This is a genomic window from Alteromonas sp. 38, from assembly GCF_902506055.1.
GTDB lineage: Bacteria > Pseudomonadota > Gammaproteobacteria > Enterobacterales > Alteromonadaceae > Alteromonas > Alteromonas lipotrueae.
The window spans coordinates 3,206,389-3,226,407 of the sequence record NZ_LR733300.1; the positions used below are offsets into that span (position 1 = coordinate 3,206,389).

The window sequence follows — 20,019 nt, forward strand, 5'->3', positions numbered from 1 at the left end:
TGACGATGTCTCGTATTAAGAAAAAATTCGGAAACTTGTTAGGGCTGAACAAGTATTTTTGGTCATCTAGACCAAATGGCTTATACAGTGTTAATTTCCATCGAATTGGAGACAGTGCAGATACGCAATTCGACCCTTGTGTTTACTCTTGTTCCACGAAGGAGTTAGAGCAGCATCTCGCATTTTTTAAGAAACACTTTAGAATAATTAGTTTGAGCGCCCTTCGCGAGTACCTTCGTATTAACGAAACCATCAATGAAAGAGTGATGTGCATTACGTTTGACGATGGTTATATAGATAATTACAGCAATGCTCTCCCAATTCTCAAAAGCCTTAATGTCACTGCTAGCTTTTTCATAGCAACAGGATTAATAGGAAATACCGTTGCTCCTTGGTGGGACAAAGCAGCGTATTTACTTAAAACCTATGACCCAAAAGCAATCAAACTCTCTGGGTGGTCTGAAAAGGTCATTAACCAGCATGATGGTGATCACTTTATCCGTGCTGTGTTGGCATCTATTAAGCACTGTAAAAGCACCGCGGAAGAACAAATCAAGGAATTAGAAGCATATCTCAACCATTCAGGTTTGTACCCTGCCGCTGAGTTTATGGACTGGAGTCACTTACAAGCACTTATAGATAATGGTATGGAACTAGGTGCTCACTCCCACAACCATGATATTCTTACCAAGCTAACCACTGATGAGCTATTTTACGAACTTAGTCATTCAAAAGCGCTTTTAGAATCCAATTTACAATGCAAGATTTCAGCGTTTTCATACCCCGTAGGAAACCGCTCTACGTATGATGATAATGTTGTCGACGGTCTTAAAAACAATGGTTATGAATTAGCTTTTAATTTTCAACCAGGCATAAATCAACTCCCTTCTTCTTCACCTTATGATTTACATCGTTTCCCAATTGCACCTGGAATGAGTGAAGCCGATTTGATGCAGATGTTCGGTTATGCCAGGAAATTTTAAAAATGAGAATTATCCATTGCGTAAGTAGTCTGCAAGTTGGCGGTGCTGAAAAATGCGTGAAAAATTTAGTGTCGAGACAAAAAGATAAAGGGCTAGACGTTTCAGTTTTATCATTTGGAAACAAAGATGATGCATTCCAGCAAAGTATCGAATCGGAAAACGTTGATGTGGTCAATGTGAATGGGAATATCATCCTACGTCTATTCAAACTGATAATCGTTTTATTAAAATACTCATCAATACATATACATTCACCTGCTGTTATTAAAGCATTCGCCCCCATTTTTCCCTTACTACTTTTTAAAAATACTATTTACACTATTCATGGGGAGGTCGAACCCCCTATAAGCTTTTTACGTGGTTCTCACAAAATTGCATCTATATATCTAGATAAAATATTTGCGGTTTCTGAGCCTATAAAGGCTGGGATTTTTCAACGCTACGGCTGGCACTCAAGCATTGTCGAGGTTGTTAAAAATGGTGTAGAAGTGGCAGAGGCCCCTCTTAGGGTAGGACACAGTGACAAACTTAATCTTTGTACTGTTTCTCGCCTAGTGCCATTAAAAAACATTGAACAACTTATCGTGAACTTTGCTGCCAAAAAGGTACACGAATTTAGCCATTTACATGTCTACGGAAATGGTCCAGAGCTTGAAAAGCTAACCACACTTACAGAGAGGTTGGCAATGTCGCAATTTGTGACATTCCATGGCGCAGTCTTGGACGAAAAATCAATTTACGATGATAAGGACTTATTGTTAATTAACTCCACTACAGAAGGTCTCCCCATGTCCTTACTCGAGGCAATGGCTAGAGGGATACCCGCGTTATCTACCGATGTAGGTGATATTAGTGCTGTTATTAATAGTGGAGAGAATGGATATATTTATGACAGGAATGATATGAACACCTGGCTTAAACATTTGAACAACTTAAATGGTGAACGAAAAGAATTGAAAGAAATGGGCGAAAAAGCTTACCGTTTTATCGCAAATAACTACTCGATTGACAGTGTATCTATGCTATATGAGAGCTACTACTCATGAGCAAAAAGAAACCTCTACTTTTCTTCACCAATTTGCACCCTCTCCCTTGGCAAGAGACAAGAGCAACTTACAACCTGGAAGAAACTAAACATCTAAGAGAGCATTACGACATAAAAAAACTCATTCCTGTACCTTGGTTTACATGGTTAAAGCAAGTATTGGTTAATGGATATCGCACTGATAAAAACACATGCTTATTCCCCTTTTTTTACGTTCCAAAGGTGATGACCTCGCTACACCCCCTCTTTCTTGGAATCTCCATAGTTATCTCTGTTAAGCCATTACTTTGGATATTAAGTGCTAATCGAGTGATAGCAAGTTGGGCTTATGCCGAAGGTGTTTGTGCGGCTTTCTTTAAAGGCTTGGTAGGTAATAAACTTATCATTGAGAGTTTAGGGAGCGACATTAATGCGTTAATGACGAAACCGCTTCATAAACGTCAGATGAAATGGGCGTTTAAAAAAGCCACCTTTGTAACGGGTAAAAGCCAGGCTTTGGTCACCGCCATTCACAGCCATACATCGCGAGTAAATGCAGAAGTCGTCTACAATGGCGTCGATTTCGAGTCATTTACCTTAAGATCCTCCCCCGTCTTCACATCAGCTGAAATTAAACTCGTATTTATAGGTTCAGTCATAAAGACAAAAGGCATTTTTGAATTGATTGACGCCATCGCATTATTGAAAAAACAGAACTGCACCATAAATTTGAACTTATTGGGCGCCGGCGCACAGATGAAGGATCTTGAAGAAAGAATAAGCCAGTTAGGTGTTGCCGACAGCGTAAACCTAGTCGGCCCTATCCCCCACGATAGCTTAATGAGTTTCATACATGATTCAGACGCTTTAATTCTGCCAAGCTATCGAGAAGGTGTCCCGAATGTCGTTATGGAGTCTCTATCAACTGGCACACCTGTGATTGTTACAAAGGTGGGAGGAATACCAGAGGTTGTGCAAGAAAACACGAACGGAGTCTTCATCAACGCCCTGAGTGGTGAAGGAGTTAAGGAAGCCATCTTGAAGGCAAAGAATACCGAATGGCAGTGCAATGCAATACGCGCTTCCATTTCTCACCTTACTTGGGCGAACACAGCGCAACATATCCAATCTTTATTAGAAATAAAACAATGACAGCATACAACTCTTTGGTTCAAGTACCTTACTCTGACTTTGAATTTGCGGTTAACGAAGCTTTCGAAAGCAAGCAACCTTTCAGCTTTATTCGTCTCGGTGATGGAGAAGGTGCTTTATTAGATTTTGATGAGCAGTGCTCACTCGAAGATATTGAATATTTGTCAGAACATGTGGGCAAAAAAGCGACCATCGAACAGCTTTCCATATTGAAAAGTAACTTGGAAAAAACCATCGATAACACGAATATAATTGGTATTAGAGATGATGTATTGGACGTCTCGTTTGATGAAGGTTTACTTAAACAAAACGATGAGCAGATTTTCTTAGCGGCGTTTAAACAAGCCTTTACGCTGCGCGCAACCGAGTTAAATATTTGCTATTCCGATGCTAGGCGTATTGCCAAACTGTATAAAGCAATCAAATACAATGCTTACTCTCACCAGAAGCTATGTACGCAGTGGATCCCTTTTGACTATTTTCTTTCAGGCGCGCTGACCAACTTGCTTGAACGAGCAGGTGAAATTGGCGTGGTTACTGCTCGTGTCAATATTCCTGAAAAACTCAGAAAAGCATTAAGCATCAATGTTATTGAACACATCACTCCCGATAAATCAGCTAGGCAAGTAGGAACTCTCATTCCACATTACCCAGATCATTTCAATAGAATAAAAAATGAGATAAACGTGAAATATCCTGGAATGCCCTATTTAGTTGCAGCAGGTTTGATTGGAAAAGGTTATTGTGCCGAAATACAAAGGCAAGGTGGTATTGCTTTGGATATCGGCGCATTGATTGACTGTTGGGATGGCCGATATAGCAGACCCAAAGTCATAGAATCAAAATTCAATGTTAAAAAGACCTTAATGGGCAAGAAAAAGCTGCCGGAAGAGCTCAAAATGACAACTGAAAATGCTAAACGGCTGCGTGAACTATTCCGCAATACCAGAAAATAATTCACACCGAACTGAATTTGAATCGATAGGTACTGACTACATTGAGTAAAAAACGTCTTCTTTCCTCTGGCTTCTTTTCTCTTATTGAAAAAATAGTCACTGTTGCCGCCATGCTAATACTGACCCCCAGCATTATTACCAGTATTGGCAGCGACGGCTATGGTTTATGGCTTTTAATACTTTCTGTAATGGCCTTTTTTAACATTATTGAACTCGGTTTCCCCGCAGCGGTTCAACGATTTGTTACCCTACACTTAGAGAAAGGTGACAAAGATACGGCAAACGCCTTTCTTACCACGTCTTTGTTGCTGTTTCTCAGTTTGGGAACCGTATCAGCACTGTCTGCTATTTGTGTGTTTAATTACCCCCATGTATTGGGGTTAGAAAATGACTATCAAGATACTTTAATGCAAGTCGCTTTAATTTTCGCGCTGAAGATTGTAATGGACTTTAGCATGAACCCAATCCATGCAATCTATTCTGCACATTTGAGAGTGGATGCTGATGCGGCCCTATCGACACTGAATGTCATTGTGAAGTCATTACTCATATTTTATATAGGAAGACACCATGGTGTTGTAGCCATGGCTTATTGTGCCGTTTTAACGGATGTATCGATTAACCTATTGAAGATTGGCGTGGCGAGAAAAATTTATCCTTATTGGAGTTTAAATGTTAGTAATATTAGCCTCAGTCGCGTATTAGAGCTCTTTAACTTTTCCAAATATATTATCATCATGGCTTTTGCCCGAATGATAAATCAGCGCTCTGCCCCCATACTCATTAGCAATATTATGTCCGTTAAGGCCGTCGCCATATTTGGTGTTGCCCAAAACCTAATAAATCATGCAGACACGCTTAACAACTCTATTTTTCATGCATTTTCTGCTTATTTTACCAAGTTGGTAGCGCGGGGCGGGAACATGAGTGAGTACATCATTAAAACTGCTCGCTTATGCTTTTTAACCTGTTTGGTGCTAGCGATTAACATTCTCATTTTCTCTCAATCATTTATCGAGGTATGGTTGGGAGACACTTTTGCAGAAGCCTCATTACTAATATCCATTATGGCATTTTCACTGCTTGTTAGACCCTATGCGATGATATTTAGGAATATCTTGGTCGCGCAAGCGAACCACAAAAATTTAATGTACGTATCCCTAATAGGTTCGATATTCACAATAACCCTAATCGTCACTTTAGGAGCCGAATATGGCACGATAGGTGTTGCTATCAGCTTCACCCTTGTTTCGTATCTCACGCAATTTTTTCTCTACAGGCTAGCGTTTTTGAAATACAATGCTATATCTTTAAAGCAAATGGACATCTGCTTTATCGTTTCTTTTACCTTGTGTCTATTGGCGCTAGCTAGCTCGAGCTATGTTTCGCAGTTTGTAAACAGTTGGCTTGGGTTAATTGGAGCCGCAGCCTTGATTAACGGCACGTTAGTGCCGTTAATCGCTTATTTCTTTTTACCACCTGATTTTATTGCCTTGATAAAGCAAAAAGTACAATTAAAACTGTAAAAGTAATAATACTGAGTGATTGCGTTACGGCAGTAGTTTAGAAAACATGCTTTTGTTATTAATAACCACACGTTCCGCAAGCTCTTCAGCTTTGTCTTGTAGCTTCACAGGATCCGGGATTTGAGTAAACGTTGTCTCAATTGATACTAAGTCAATTGACTCGTTGTATGGTGCGACGGACCAATCTTTGATATACGCATTAACCTTGTCGATGTTCTTATTGATACAATAATGTGGTTTTCCGAAAGCAAATGCCGTAATCACCCCATGCAAACTAGTACCATAAAACGCCGATGCATTTTTGATAACGTACATGATTTCCCAGACATTTAAATCAGTTAGTAAAACCGTTTCCTGAGGCAGTTTGCTGTGTATTTGACTTAGTAACTCAAAATCATCGTGACCAGATGCGTAGCCTATTGGCAAAAGAACAACCTTAGCACTACTGTGACTATTTAATTTTTTAACTGCCGCAATGATGGTATCTTCATCACATGATAATTTTATCGGGGACGCTTGAAACGCAACATAACTATTGTTTTTAAATTCGGCAATACGTTGACTGAGGTGCGTTGCTAGGAAGTCATCCGTAATTAACTTAGTAATAATATGCACTGAATCTGGAACCAACAACGGCTCGACAAAAGCGTTCATTGCATTCATTGTTCTTTTATCCCTTACCGCAAGATGTCCTGATTGCGTAAGGCTTTTCACACTTTTATCTTTTAGTTCTTCACTCTGAACCTGCACCCGGCCACCAACGGTATTAAAAAACACCTGGAAATCATCGGTAATTAAAACATATGGAAGCGAACTCACATTATTAAAAGAGAATTTTGCTAGGGCCTTATATAAGCGCGGGAACCTCCACTTTAGCGACCTAAAAATGGAGTATGTGGCTTTATTTTCAAAACTATGAAGGAAAAGAATATCTCTACTTGCACCAATTACCTCACCGCCAACCACAATGACTACCGAGCCCGACTGCAAATTTTTTAACACTTTATCGATTGGCGTCGTGGGAAGGCATTTATAATTGGTCAGATTCGAGCGAGTAATCGACGCGTATTCAAATTCATATGTCTGCTTTAAGTTTGGTAAATACTGTTCTACAAAACTTTCTAACAAAATAGGCATTAAATTATCGCCATAATTATATCTATCGAAGGCACCATATAAAACTATCTTTTTCACTGACCAGTCCTTTTTACTGCACTATATGTTAATTATTGTGCATACAAAATTATTTAATCTATGTGGCGTTAATTTTATTTACTCTCCACACCCTTTGACAGCTTATTACGACTTGATAAAACTTTGATGAACCAGTCTCTTCTATGGCGAAGAGGTTTTTCTAAAAAAATCAAGCTGGCTGAGGAAATCATAATGGTAGCAATCAAAAAGGTGACTAATCTTGCCGCCCAATTGTCTTCGAAAACACCCAAGAACATCATCGTATTTAGAACAACCATTTGATACACGAATAAACCAAAGGATACATCATTTTTAGCAATAGCCTTCTCAATCTTATTGAACAAAGTACTTGTTGACGGCGCCTTAAACGCAATACTGACAATAAAGAAAGCGAGTACAGTAAATAATATTGGATTTATATCGTTTCGTCCCCACCTGAACCCTAACCAAGCAAGTGATATAAACAACATCACATGCAGCAAAATCCAAGGGGTCGCATATTGGGTCAGCCGTCTAAATCGAACAAAGTCTCGACTAAACACATACCCTAATATAAAGAAGAACAACCATGGTAAAAAAGTTAAAAAATGTATGACCTTGGTCACATTGTTGGGGTAAAAATTATTGAAATAGTGAAATACCATATTAAATAACCCGCATAGTATCAGCACTACATAGATATATTGTGTCTTTCCTCTTTGCACCCAATAAGCATCTAGCCTTTTTAGTAACGGCAGCCCCAAATAAAATTGAAGGATAACGGGAATAACCCACAAACTACCGTTGAGCACCCCAGTTCCTACATGACTCAAAAAGTCGGGATGATAGAAAAACACTACGGTCAGTTGTCCTAGACTCCAAAGCAGGAATTTCAGCCAATCTTGACCATGCAAATCGACCATACCCAGCGTAAAAATCAATACAAGACTAACACTAAAGGCTGCCCATAATGGGGGGTAAACCCTCAACACCCTTTTGACAAAAAACGCTGTGAGTGAGTCACTATTTGAAGAACTTAGCGTAATGAGAAAGCCACTGATAAAAAAAAGAATAGGCACTCCTGGAACAAACCACGTCAGGGTTGCGACTACGTCAATATAGCTCTGTGGCGCAGTATCAAATTGCTTAGAATGCGAAAACACAATTGAAAATGCGGCTAAATATCGCAGCCATATAAAATGATTCGTTCTTGGGATATTGTTCACGAATCCAATCCCCTAGGTTTCGTAAAATTAAATTTACACAATGTTACGTTCGTTTTATACATATATAAAGACCTTATCTAACGCCAAATAATCGCGTATTCAATCTAGACCTTTATAAGGGTCACCGAATCTTAATTTCTGGTAGAGCCATACTATTTTTCTTCTATAGTGCTGACTTACACTACTAACGTTTTCTAACCACCTCGAAAATAGCATGGTCTTATAATGTAAAAATAGCTCTTGAACTTCGCTACCATCGGATCTTACCCTTGATGCTCTTAAAGGAATAAAAGACACATCAAAAGCGGATGTAGAAAACTTCACCAATCTTTCGCTGTGGATTGGACTTTTAGTTTCCTCACAAAATTTAAGTATCTTATTAAATCGTTTCCCATAGGCAGCTATGGCCTCATCACCAGTGACCACAGCAAACCTGTCGTTATAACCACCACAATGCTGCCAATTAGGTAGGGCAAGAGAGTTTTTATGAATTCGTTTACTTGCTTGCTCGATGATGGTCCTGAAGTCATCGTGGTAATGCAAATCGGGACGTAAAAACAATACGATATCAGGCTGCCATTTAAGGCATTTATCAGTCACTGAGGCCATTGAATAAAGCTGATGATATAGATTTTTAATAGACTTGTTCTCATCTTCCCAGAAGTCACCAAACTTTATTACATTCTTGTAAGTAGAATCGGCTAGAAATAGTTCTGGCGGCTCAAAGCATATATCATCAGGAGAAAGTAAATAAGCATCGTTAGGGTCGATAGCGCCCTTCTCTCCGCTTCTACTGTTTTCAACACGTGTTTGCTCAAAGAAGTGCGCAAACACTTTATGTTCAAAATTGAGCGTCGCTATAGAAGAATATATATTCGCTTCAATGTGTCTATATGTAGTAGAAACACCTCTGGTTATTCCAAAAAAACAAACTGCTACTTTAATTGCCATAACTATCTCAACTTCTAAAGCACTTGTTCAAAACATTTCATTAAAAGGGCATCTGGTCTCAAATTAGACTCATAGTAGCGGTGATTCTCTTTCATCATAGAAAACCTAGTGTCAGTACTTTCATCTAACCTAATGGCTTGGTCTACACACTCTTGTGCTGTAGTAAACGCTAGGTAGTGACTTCCTTCAGCTAAATTAGGAACATAATTTAAGTTTTTTTCTGCAACAATTGATTTAGACATAGCGATATACTCACCAAATTTCCATCCTATAGAGCCGTGAAGACCCGTGGACGCAATACATATATCATGAGACTTTACGGTATGCAGGTAATTACTTTTTGTCGTTAGACCAGCGTTATCAACCACTAATTGAGGGTGTTGCTTGACTGCGAAATCCGTTGCAATTAACCCTCCGGTAAATCGACTCCCAAATTCATCTCTTAAAAGCTCAATACACTTAGCACGCTGGACATTGATTTCTTCTCTTTGCGTTTTTTGCTGGTCGCTAATTTGGAAATAACTGTCGATCTCAGTGTCCCAAAGGCGAGCTAAAAAAAGTACTTTAGCCTGTTCTCTTAAAACAGGGGTAGAACTAATATTAGAAACTGATGCTTTAAAATGTATTTTCCCTAGAAAATCCGCTTGTTTTATTAACTCTTTTTTCCACTCTTTGGTGCTGTAAAAAAGCGCACAACGTTTAAATCCAAATGGGTCAAACCCATCTGGATACACTAAGTAATTTAATCCATACGGATATACGTTCTTTTGATAATTTTCAGGCTCTAAAGATGGGTTAAAACTACGCTTAAAATAATGGTTAGTCAGTGCGTACGCTTCAAGGTCAATTGCGGCACTATCAGACGTATCAAAGCACAACTTCTTACCCGCCAGCTCGATATGCAGGATGTTGGGCTGAACGCTGAACGGCACAGTGCTTTTACGTGCTTCTTTCCCAACTCGCATGGATACCTTGAGCCTACCCTGGCGATGCAGCATGGTTAAGCCCGTATAGATTTGCTGCAAATGATTTGAGTTATTATCAGCATAGACAGTACATTTCAGCTTATTCACTCTCGACTCCCTTCAAGACTACAATCCCTTGGATTGGTAAGTGATCACTACCCATATCTTCCCCCACCTCGGAATGAATAGGCGTAAACGCTTTGCTTACGAGTAGATGGTCTATACGTGGGCTCACCAACCTATTTTTACGCGTTGAGCCATATCCACTGCCGCCAACGGCGAAAAGATTGTATAGATCCCCCCAATACTGTTCATATTGGTAGTTTCTATCGGTGATGTTAAAATCCCCAGCGATGATCACTGCGTCGTTATCGGTCCATTTATCTAATAAAGCGCGAACTAGACCAAACTCAACAGCTTTTGCATCCTTAAATAAGGATAATTTTGATTCAAATCCTTTCAACGTGTTGAACCTATACCCAAAATTAGATATCGAGGCAAAATGAACATTGGCTAACAGGACTGAATCCCCCCTGATTTTTGCACTGTGCAATGAAACAAACCGACCCCATCCGCCCAAGGGTTTTCTATCCAGACTATCCAATTCCTCAAGTTCAAAGCGCGATAAGATACATAGGCGCTGAACGCAATTAGTATAAACACCGGCATATTCACCTACATTGAACTGACCTAGACGCGATGCCTCTTGAATAAAAAGAATATCTAAATCTTGTTCTATGAACCAATTGTACAATTCTGCTTTTTCGACACGTTGAGCGACATTGTATGATGCGATTGAGAGTTGGCTTTCATAATCTATCGCTGCAGTAGCTTTTTTACTGAAAAAAGAGAAGTTAAAAGGTGAAGCAAAGAATATGGCAAGTAATGCTAAGGGGACCAGGTATCGTTTTGACTTTCCGAGAAATATTAACGCAGGAACACACAGTAGAAGCAAAACATAGTCTGGTAGAAAGTCGAGAAAATAAAAAATATCAAATAGCTCTATATTAAGGATAAAAGCTCCACTGACCACGAATACTATACAAAGTAGGAGTATGCTAACTACGCGACATAAAGCAAGAATCATTATTTTCGGTCCCGATATATTTTTAGTGGCTATTTTTAATGGTGTTTGGGCTTAATAGCTAGTCGCGTAACGACGCAGTACACGGGTCATTTTCCATGAATCTTTTTATATTCTTCGTGCTTAACGCCAAATAGCCCCATAAAGGTACCAACGCCAGAACACACCCTGAACAACCCATCAACAAGCGTACCTTTACTGCGCAAAAATAACGCTTTAACTATTAGCAAAACACCGCGTATCACGCGGACAATAGACAAAATACTGCTCTTTAACACAGCTTTTAAAAGCGATTCCTCAAAAATATGCGAACGTGTAAAGCCGATCCCCGAACGAAATCCGCGACGACAAAACCACTTTATATTTTTTCTGCTTGAAGGCATTTCTTCAACAACTGGGGCATCGGTGTAGATACACCTAAACCCAGCATGGGTACATTTAAGCGCAAAATGATAATCACTTGCCCCTGTCATCGCGAAACGTTCATCAAAACAGGGTGACATCTTAGCCAGTACGTGTTTACTCAACAGTAAGTTATTGGTGTAGAAAACACTTAACTCCTGTCCTTCGCTTTGAACGGGTGCTGGGTAAAGAATTTCAGTAGCCCAGTTCTGTTTTCCAGCTTCGTCAACCGAGATAACATGGCTTGTGACGATATCTGCAGCGTACTTTTTGGCACTTAAAACCAAATCCGAAGCCCAAGTTTTCTCTTTAGGCCATTCGTCGTCGTCAATGAATATTAAATAATCGCTATTCATGGATGTTGTAATAGAAACGCATTTATTACGGGCGTATACAATGCCCGCCTGTCCTTCAACGTCATAATGGATTGGTATACGGCCAGAACGACGCTTATCTACAATGTCCTTTGTTTCTTTATCACATGCGTTATCGACAACTAAAATAGAAAGCGTTAGATCTTCTGAAAATACCTGCTCCTGTAGAGCGTCGAGTAACCGAGCTAACCAAATAGGCCTTTTACAAGTGATAATAGCAATAGTGACTTTTTCCATGGCAGGCTTTCTCAATATTTGGTTCTTAAAAACGATTCAATTCTTTTGAGCGGCCAACTTAGCTTCCACCAAATAGATTCATAGGCATCTAAAAAGTGACGTTTGAAATAAACCTCTTCTGTTTTGACCGCATTCAAATGCTCGGAAAGCACACCCGACAAAGACGCTAAATAAACTTTATATTCATTAACTGACTCGGCTAGGCGGGCTTCATCCACCACGTCACTACTTAGTATTTCAAAGACTTCCATTGCAAGGTGAACAAGAGGCTCATTAGGTACCTCTACTGCCTTTTGATTCTTTAACTTTTTATCTATAAAACTTTGCTTTGGGGTATTTTTCCCAGTAGATATTTCGAAATGTTCAAATATTTTTCTTGCTGAATCATCTGGAGTATTTAACAAATCTTGATACTTAAGGATGAAAGGGTTCAGCCCTTTAGCTCCGATGTAACCAGAAAGCGTATAATTTAGCCAAAGGTGCATCGATTTATTAATAGAAAATCCATCTCGCTTTTTAAGCGAACCATGAACTTCCATTGGTGAACGTAACATCAAAACAAAATTAATTTTGATTCCTTTACTGTCGAGTACCTCTCTCCAGAAAGGCAATAGCAAGGTAGTTCTTGGGTCTTTCATACCCCAAAGGTTTTTTTTTGCATAATCTTTATCTAAAAGATGTTGAGCTTGAGCTTTATAACCTGCCAAAGAATCCGCGACTTCAGGGGTGATGCAAAGCGCTAACGGGTGATCCCAAGATAATAATTGCTCGTCCAAAAGCCTGTCATTAAGATCCACAAGTAAGGAGTTTTCGAAGAAGCCTTTTTCGTTGACCCCTTTTTGGGGTGCAAACAAAGAACTTCCCATAAAAACACCCAGTTCGGAAAGAAGACCCGAAACGGCAGAAGTCCCGCTTCTGTGCATACCGACCACTACAATCGCATTTGGCTTCATGCCACCTCCCCTTTGATTCTTTTTCTCATTTTCTTAATAGACACCAATAATGAGCGAGGCGTCACTTTTAGAATCAAGGATGTGATTAATAAATCTATTCGGTATCTTTTGAGCATCCATGCATTTGAATAGCAAGAGGAACATTCTTTAAGCTCATTGATATAGAAAAAGTTGCTCGCATAGTGACGATAAACCCGGTACTTAGCTTCTTTACACCATGCTCTTTCTTGTTCAGTTAAACCGCTAATTGAGGATATTTTACTTATGCAAATTAAATCTGCTGTAAGCATTTTTGCCTCATTGAGTGAGTAGTTGGCACCATGGATTACGTAAGTTGCCAAGGGTTCACTCACTACGCCGAAGCGCGTAATTCTTGCTAACCGAAGCCACACATGCCGATCGTCAACACCATGCAATTCTCGACTTTCGTCGAAGCCTCCTATTTCTAGAAGTAAATTTCGCCTCGCCATTCCAGTACAACATGAAATAAAATTTTGCATTAATAAGGCTTTAAAACATTCACCCTCAAAGCGCGGCTTACTAATACTAAAATCACCGTTTCTATCAACTTCAATCCAACTGTAAACAACGCCAACATCAGGGTGCTGCTCAAACGCTTCCATTTGCTTTTCAAGCTTGTTTGGCTTCCATAGATCGTCTTGATCACAAAAGCCAACGATATCCCCTTCCGCGTACTCAATGCCTACATTTCTCGCGGCTGCTACTCCGCCATTCTCTTTGAAGACATATCGAACTTTGTGGCTATCAAGGTATTTTTCTACAACATGTTTGGATGAGTCTGTGGAGCCATCATCCACTATAATAATTTCATAGCTTTCATAGGTTTGAGCTAAGAGACTGTTAAGCGTCTTTTCTACTGTTGCTTCACCGTTGTACATAGCAACAATGACACTAGCTTTTAGTTGATTCAATTGATTGTTCTCATCTACAGTTACAGTGATAGCAATATTCTAATGACTACATACAACGCTGCTAAACTTGCTATTGCCAATGCACATATTTTTTTTATTATGGCTGCGGACATAGCAAGTGGGGTGATTTTTCCAACTCGATAATACATGGCTGCCACCATGGCGACAAAAATGTACACGACCATAATATAACTGCGGCTGATGAAAAACGCAGTAACAGCGTACCCAATTAAAGCAACCAACAAGTACTGGCTTAAGACTTGCTCTTTTTTAAGCGCCTCTTCATGACCAGGGCTAACATCATTGCATTTCATAACACTCAAAAGCATATAAACGGCTGTAATCATAAACATTGCCCACATGACATATCCAAATATTCCAAGCTCCGCCATTACCGTGACATAAGTATTATGTGCAACCTTCGAATGATATTCTAAAAACCGTTCTTTCCCGAAGCCAAATAAGGGTCTATGTTTAAGCATTTGAATACCTTCGTACCATGCGGTTAAACGTTGACTGGCGCTCTCGTCATCCTTACTGATTTTACGGAACGCGCCCATGGCAAGGAGAACACCCGGTATACTAATTGACGCTAAAATTATGGCTTTAATTTTTCCAAATTTTATGTAGAACAAGCAAAAGAAAACACTCAAAAGCCCTAGAAGTGAGCCCCTGCTGCCACTCCAATATACTCCCATACATAGCATTAAGACTGAGGCCAGCGCCCCCACTTTAGTCACCACGCCTTTGCCTGTTAAGAGGAAATACACAGCAACAGGAATATTCATGACAAGAAACATACCCATGTCATTTGGGTCATTAAAGCTTCCTACGAATCGTGCCTGAACAGCCTCCCCACCACCATCATAACGGTAAACCACTGACTCAGCCCATCCTTGGCCTGTCGGGCTTTGTATTTGGCTGTAGGCGTGCTGAACCATAATTAATGACGAGCTTAAAAATATGAAAAAAATCACATTCTGGCGTTTGACCGTGCTCAGTAAACTGAAGTAGAGAATAAACGGAATAATGTTGGCGTTAACCCATTCTATTAACTTACTCAGGTCGCTAAAATAGCGAAAAGCACGAATTTCTGATAGCAACATAGAGAAAAGCAGTAGAATTAATAACGTACATTGGACATTCCAAATCTTCGGCCTGAAGCTCACTAAATAGGAGAAAAACGTCAGTATCAGAAACGTTCTCAATAATGGAAATTCAATATCAAATAACGGCCATTCGTGAGGACGAGCGAGCAGTAAAAAAGTATAAATCGCAAGTAGGAAGAACCCGAAAGAGGCATGATTGGCAGAATTACTATTCATTTGCATACTTTTGTTATTTACCATGACACTCTCCCTAAGATTCGAACTCTTAGGTAACTTAATGCTTTCATAATAGCGGTTCGCCAACACTCGAAGAAAAATGTAGTGCTGTACTTATGAAAAGTGAAGCTGTAAATGGGTTGTTTATATTCCGTAATGTCTTCTTTGTAGCTAGGAGGCATTGATAGTAAAAAGTCATAATTATTTAGGTTTAATATGCGGGCCTGTCGAAGTTGAGCGCAATGCAGAAGCATACCTGGAGAAATATTGGGTTTAAAAGAGGTGTCTACTCCACTTTGGTAAAACACTAGGTCATCACCGGATATCATTGAATAATTAACCGCTATCGTTTGTTCATTTTTTTTTATAGCGATTAAAGACAACTTTTCAACTGCTAAAAGCTTTTGCAAAACACTATTGTGAAAGGCGTCAAATAACGGGTGGTCAAAAATAGAAGGGTGTCCAGGTCGACGCCATTTTGTATTGTGAAGACGCTTCAATTCATCAAAGGCAAGCTCTAAATCCGAAACATTTTCTACAACATGATAGGTAATACCACGCTTTTCAGCAGCCTTAAGATAGCGGAAAGTTCTTTTTTCGAGCTTGGTTTTACTATCTCCGGTATTAATAAAATACCGATTCCCTTTGAACTCCTTAAGGTTTTTATACCCTAAATATTCAAACATCATGCTAACTTGATTTTTTTCTGTTGAGTTTGAAACAACTAATTTCTTAAGGCCAATAGTGTCAATCGCCTTTTTGAGTAGTTGGTTAATCTCGGTACTAATTAACCGAGCTGACAGCATATCCAGGCCTTCACTACATACTTCTGCAGCTTCTGGTTCTCCGCTACCTACAAACCAGAATACGCCAGCGCGGTCCCCTGCTCGTTTATAAAGAGGCAATAAGCATACTAGCTCATCAAGATCCCAGACTGTCACTACCGCCAATACCGACACACAGTTTTTAAATACACTTATCCATGTCGTTATCCATTCATAACTAAGAAAAACATTGCTGTTACTTGCACTAGCATAAAGCTTCTGCCAAGACTCCTTGCTCTCTACTATTTGTTGTTCTGAGTCTAAAATGCGCACTTCCATCACTTAAAAACCGGCATGTGGGGAGTTCTTTGAGGATGTAGCGCTCGATGAAGAGCAATCATCGGGGCATTTAGTCACGGTCACCACCAAACGATGAGTATTAACCCCTTTCAATGCGCTTTTAATTCGAGCAAGTTTAAAATTCCGTACAGAAGAAAACGTTTGGCCGTCAATGATATAAACATACTTAATAAGCCAAAAATCCCCCACCTTGTCACGACTTACTACCTGATTTTCCCCGTCAGAAATCACTTTCGATATTGACGTGTGGTCGCTAGGTATAATGGTATTTAAGTAGAATGATGCTTTGTTATCTAATTCTTCGGCATTGAAATAAAAGACACGCTTTTGCTCGTTATTAACATCACTGGCAACGCTGCAGACAAAAGAGTAATTGAGTACGTCTAAATTGATATGATTTCGGGTATCAAACTCAGCCTCACAATTTTCAGGTAGGACGGTACTATTTTGAATAGACATTTGCGCTGCATATGATGAAAAACAGAGAATCATTACTGTTGCTATTACTACTGTTGCCGTTAGTGGCGAATTTTTTTCTGCTGCTTCAGGTGATACCTCGGTGACGGGATTGATTACACGCATTCTTTCGTCTGCCTGTTCTAATTTTCCCCCCAGATAAAACTGAATTAGTGCCACGGGAACATAGATATACCAACCAAAGTTGTTGTGGTCAGTCATTAGAGAGCTTTCCATATTGGTATAATCTCCAATAAGAATAAGGAAAACTATTCTTAGCCAGTTAGTTACTAATGCGCCTACGATTGCAAACAATATGAAGATAAAAGCGCTTTTAAATGTTCTAAGGTAAAGAAATACGTAAAGTGAACTTATCGCAAGCGATACGATGATATACCGCAAACCACTACACCCCCTTGCGATTTCAAATACACCTGCTGGAATAGTGACAAATTCATTTTCTACAAAAACGGGAATATCCGTAAATGACATGATAAATGTCACCATAAATACAGAAAGTTCTTGAAAAAAGCCGGCGAATGCCCCCCAAAAGGGATAGATGAAAATTAAGTACGAGAGGGGAAATATGAGCGACCAACTCAATCTAAAAATTTGTAAACTCAAAAGAATAAGCAGCGAAAGGGACAATGACCAATACAGAAGGCTAATTTGAGACCAGACACTTATCCAAAATAAACCACCAATAACAATGCCTGCAGCTAACCATCCATAACTAATTTTTGTTCTAAAAATCAGTTTTTGCTGTTCAGCTGCAGTGTATATCAGATATAAAATAATAACGGGTATTAAGTAAGCGTGAGAGTACGTGCCGTCGTCAAAGCCGTTATCCCACAATGTCTTCATAACGGGAAAGTTCAATAACGCCCAACCCAATATGACCGTAGCCATTGTAACAAACGCAATTAGGCCATTCCTTGCTAGCATACTCTTAATCCCTATTTGAATATTTGAAGGCTATCTGCCTTTTCCAAATAACACCACTTCAACAGTTCTGATAAGTATAAGAATATCTAGTAGAAGACTTTGATGCTTAACGTAATAAAGGTCGAACTTAAGCTTTTCCATGGAGTCTTCCACACTTGCCCCATAGGGGTAATTGAGTTGCGCCCAACCAGCCAACCCGGGTTTAACATTATGGCGCTGGTTATAATAAGGTACTTCTTTTACTAACTGCTCAACAAACTGAGGCCTTTCAGGGCGAGGACCAATGAAAGACATTTCACCTTTAAACACATTAAGTAATTGAGGTAGTTCGTCGATACGATACTTTCTAATGAAATGCCCAATTCGCGTTACTCGATCGTCATTTTTACTTGCCCATTTAGCACCGTCTTTTTCGGCATCAGGTCGCATGCTTCGAAACTTCAGTATTTTGAACAGCTGCCCATTTAAACCAACTCGCTCTTGAGCATAAAACACCGATACCCCGGTGCGTCGACCGTCATCAAGATAGATGATGAGTGCAGTAGTGAGCATGATTGGCCATACAAATATAAACACAAAAAGTGCCAGTAAAGCGTTAAGGCTGTAGTCAAGCGCATCTCTGAGGTAATTTTGGCTCTGGAAACCATTTGAGTAGATAACCCAACTTGGATACATCAAGTTTACTACAATTTGCCCCGTCTCCCTTTCCATGAAGTCGAGTAATTCGGTAACCTCAATACCACGCAGGCGACATTCAAAAAGGACTTCAACGGGCAAGGTGCCACGACGTTGATCACACGCAATGACAATTTCTTCAATATCATTGTCGTTTATAAACTGCTGAAAGTTCTCATCCACCTTTATGTGAACGATTTTTTCTCTGCGAATACCGTCTTCTCGGTTATCACCAGGGATAGGCACAAACCCAACCATTTCGAATCCGATTCTATCCACATCGCGACGCATCCGCTTTTCAATAATTGATGCTCTTTCACCCGCCCCTAGCACCACTATACGAACTTTACCTAAACCTAAAAGCCCTAAGCGGTTCGTAAAGTAGCGAAAAATGACCAGTGTGATGATAATCGAAAATACGGCAGCCGGCAGGAAATAGGCATCCATCACCAGATTATCGAACAACGCCCTACTGACGATTTCAACAAGGAAGTAACTTAGCCCCACACTGACAAAAATCCGTCTTATAATGCCGCGAAAAGTTTCCCTAAGTTTTGCTTCATACAGACCCACAGACAGTGAGCAAAGAAGAATCGATACAGTAAGTAAACCTACGTTAATGATCAGCTTTTCCGGTGGAACTTTCGAAACAAGCCCAACCTGTGTGAGGATAAAGTACGTAATGTATCCCATATAAGCTATAAGTAGCGCTTCTGTTACTACAAGAATATTAGAGCGCTTATTTTGATTTCGCTTATTTACTGCCACCCCTGGCCCCTTAATACTACGAACTAATCCCCATCATAGAGGGATTTATTCTAATAGACTAGAATTGTTATTGGCATTATAGTGAGATTTGCCGTAGGGTAAACACCGAAAGCTACAATTTAACCATAATGAGTGTAGGATGATCTCTTATGTTTCGTTTAAAAAACATGCATTTAAGCTTTGCATTTTTACTAGTTTCAATACTTGTTGGGTGCTCGAATACTTCAACTCTCCCCCAAGCTACCACCAGAGCATCATTAACAACCGATGTAAATGAATATCAATACCTAATCGGCCCTGGCGACTCGCTAACCATTTTCGTTTGGCGAAACCCTGAAGTATCCGGTCAGTTTATTGTTAGACCTGATGGGAAAGTAACCACGTCATTGGTCGAAGATATCGATGTGGCAGGACGCACGCCCTCTATGCTGGCTCGCGAAATTGAAGAACAGTTATCAATTTATATTAATAACCCTCGCGTTACCGTGAGTGTTAATAACTTTTCTGGCCCGTTAAGTGAGCAAGTAAGAGTTATTGGGGAAGCCACTAACCCAAGCGCGGTCAGTTATACTGAACACATGACATTACTCGATTTAATGATAGCTGTTGGCGGATTAACTGAGTTTGCCGACGGTAATAACGCAAAATTAGTACGCGTGATCAATGGTCAGCAATCCACATTTTCCTTAAGTATTGACGACTTAATTCGAAGCGGCGACATTCAACAAAATGTAGACATTCTCCCTGGCGATATAATTATTATTCCAGAAGCTTGGTTTTAGTTCTAA

The 20,019-nt window shown here is 39.8% G+C and carries 18 protein-coding genes; 6 read left to right on the forward strand and 12 right to left on the reverse strand.

The window, feature by feature from the left end:
• Positions 1–5 precede the first annotated feature (5 nt).
• The 5 genes from FLAVO9R_RS13965 to FLAVO9R_RS13985 are packed head-to-tail and all read left to right on the forward strand — an operon-like array spanning position 6 to position 5,641.
• Positions 6–983 (forward strand): polysaccharide deacetylase family protein, encoded by a 978-nt coding sequence (locus FLAVO9R_RS13965; protein WP_159532242.1) that lies wholly within the window; start codon positions 6–8, stop codon positions 981–983.
• Positions 984–985: 2 nt separating this feature from the next.
• On the forward strand, positions 986–2,029 hold the full coding sequence (locus FLAVO9R_RS13970) for a glycosyltransferase family 4 protein (protein ID WP_159532244.1): 1,044 nt from the start codon (positions 986–988) through the stop codon (positions 2,027–2,029).
• Positions 2,026–3,159: a glycosyltransferase gene (locus tag FLAVO9R_RS13975; RefSeq protein ID WP_159532246.1), complete on the forward strand. Its 1,134-nt coding sequence runs from the start codon at positions 2,026–2,028 to the stop codon at positions 3,157–3,159. Before FLAVO9R_RS13970 ends, FLAVO9R_RS13975 begins: the two co-directional genes overlap by 4 nt.
• A complete protein-coding gene (locus tag FLAVO9R_RS13980) occupies positions 3,156–4,115 on the forward strand; it encodes a hypothetical protein (RefSeq protein ID WP_159532248.1) in 960 nt (319 codons plus the stop codon). Before FLAVO9R_RS13975 ends, FLAVO9R_RS13980 begins: the two co-directional genes overlap by 4 nt.
• 41 nt (positions 4,116–4,156) lie before the next feature.
• Entirely contained in the window at positions 4,157–5,641 is a 1,485-nt protein-coding gene (locus FLAVO9R_RS13985; protein WP_159532250.1) for an oligosaccharide flippase family protein, read from the forward strand.
• Between the two features lie 24 nt (positions 5,642–5,665).
• On the opposite strand, the gene FLAVO9R_RS13990 is transcribed toward FLAVO9R_RS13985, so the two are convergent.
• From FLAVO9R_RS13990 to FLAVO9R_RS14045, 12 genes are all read right to left on the reverse strand, one after another.
• Positions 5,666–6,835 carry a polysaccharide pyruvyl transferase family protein gene (locus FLAVO9R_RS13990; protein WP_159532252.1) on the reverse strand — a complete coding sequence of 390 codons (1,170 nt, stop codon included), beginning with the start codon at positions 6,833–6,835 and terminating at the stop codon, positions 5,666–5,668.
• Positions 6,836–6,909: 74 nt separating this feature from the next.
• On the reverse strand, positions 6,910–8,040 hold the full coding sequence (locus FLAVO9R_RS13995; RefSeq protein ID WP_159532254.1) for an acyltransferase family protein: 1,131 nt from the start codon (positions 8,038–8,040) through the stop codon (positions 6,910–6,912).
• 99 nt (positions 8,041–8,139) lie between these two features.
• On the reverse strand, positions 8,140–8,991 hold the full coding sequence (locus tag FLAVO9R_RS14000; protein WP_159532256.1) for a hypothetical protein: 852 nt from the start codon (positions 8,989–8,991) through the stop codon (positions 8,140–8,142).
• Between the two features lie 14 nt (positions 8,992–9,005).
• Positions 9,006–10,064, reverse strand: a complete 1,059-nt coding sequence (locus tag FLAVO9R_RS14005; RefSeq protein WP_159532258.1) for a hypothetical protein — start codon at positions 10,062–10,064, stop codon at positions 9,006–9,008.
• Positions 10,057–11,043, reverse strand: a complete 987-nt coding sequence (locus tag FLAVO9R_RS14010) for an endonuclease/exonuclease/phosphatase family protein (RefSeq protein WP_159532260.1) — start codon at positions 11,041–11,043, stop codon at positions 10,057–10,059. Before FLAVO9R_RS14010 ends, FLAVO9R_RS14005 begins: the two co-directional genes overlap by 8 nt.
• Before the next feature lie 86 nt (positions 11,044–11,129).
• Entirely contained in the window at positions 11,130–12,068 is a 939-nt protein-coding gene (locus tag FLAVO9R_RS14015) for a glycosyltransferase family 2 protein (RefSeq protein ID WP_232370652.1), read from the reverse strand.
• On the reverse strand, positions 12,065–13,006 hold the full coding sequence (locus FLAVO9R_RS14020; protein ID WP_126871662.1) for a sulfotransferase family protein: 942 nt from the start codon (positions 13,004–13,006) through the stop codon (positions 12,065–12,067). The genes FLAVO9R_RS14015 and FLAVO9R_RS14020 overlap by 4 nt, the downstream gene beginning before the upstream one ends.
• Positions 13,003–13,938, reverse strand: coding sequence for a glycosyltransferase family 2 protein (locus tag FLAVO9R_RS14025; protein ID WP_159532262.1), 936 nt, complete (start codon positions 13,936–13,938; stop codon positions 13,003–13,005). Before FLAVO9R_RS14025 ends, FLAVO9R_RS14020 begins: the two co-directional genes overlap by 4 nt.
• A gap of 20 nt (positions 13,939–13,958) precedes the next feature.
• The gene (locus tag FLAVO9R_RS14030; RefSeq protein ID WP_159532264.1) at positions 13,959–15,287 is read right to left on the reverse strand and encodes an O-antigen ligase family protein; all 1,329 of its coding nucleotides are present in this window, start codon (positions 15,285–15,287) and stop codon (positions 13,959–13,961) included.
• Positions 15,281–16,360 carry a GNAT family N-acetyltransferase gene (locus FLAVO9R_RS14035; RefSeq protein WP_159532265.1) on the reverse strand — a complete coding sequence of 360 codons (1,080 nt, stop codon included), beginning with the start codon at positions 16,358–16,360 and terminating at the stop codon, positions 15,281–15,283. Before FLAVO9R_RS14035 ends, FLAVO9R_RS14030 begins: the two co-directional genes overlap by 7 nt.
• Before the next feature lie 9 nt (positions 16,361–16,369).
• Positions 16,370–17,788: an exosortase gene (xrt, locus tag FLAVO9R_RS14040; RefSeq protein ID WP_126871658.1), complete on the reverse strand. Its 1,419-nt coding sequence runs from the start codon at positions 17,786–17,788 to the stop codon at positions 16,370–16,372.
• A gap of 30 nt (positions 17,789–17,818) precedes the next feature.
• Positions 17,819–19,231: a TIGR03013 family XrtA/PEP-CTERM system glycosyltransferase gene (locus tag FLAVO9R_RS14045; protein WP_126871657.1), complete on the reverse strand. Its 1,413-nt coding sequence runs from the start codon at positions 19,229–19,231 to the stop codon at positions 17,819–17,821.
• A gap of 149 nt (positions 19,232–19,380) precedes the next feature.
• On the opposite strand from FLAVO9R_RS14045, the gene FLAVO9R_RS14050 reads away from it, so the two are divergent.
• A complete protein-coding gene (locus FLAVO9R_RS14050; RefSeq protein ID WP_185864123.1) occupies positions 19,381–20,013 on the forward strand; it encodes an XrtA/PEP-CTERM system exopolysaccharide export protein in 633 nt (210 codons plus the stop codon).
• Positions 20,014–20,019: the final 6 nt, after the last annotated feature.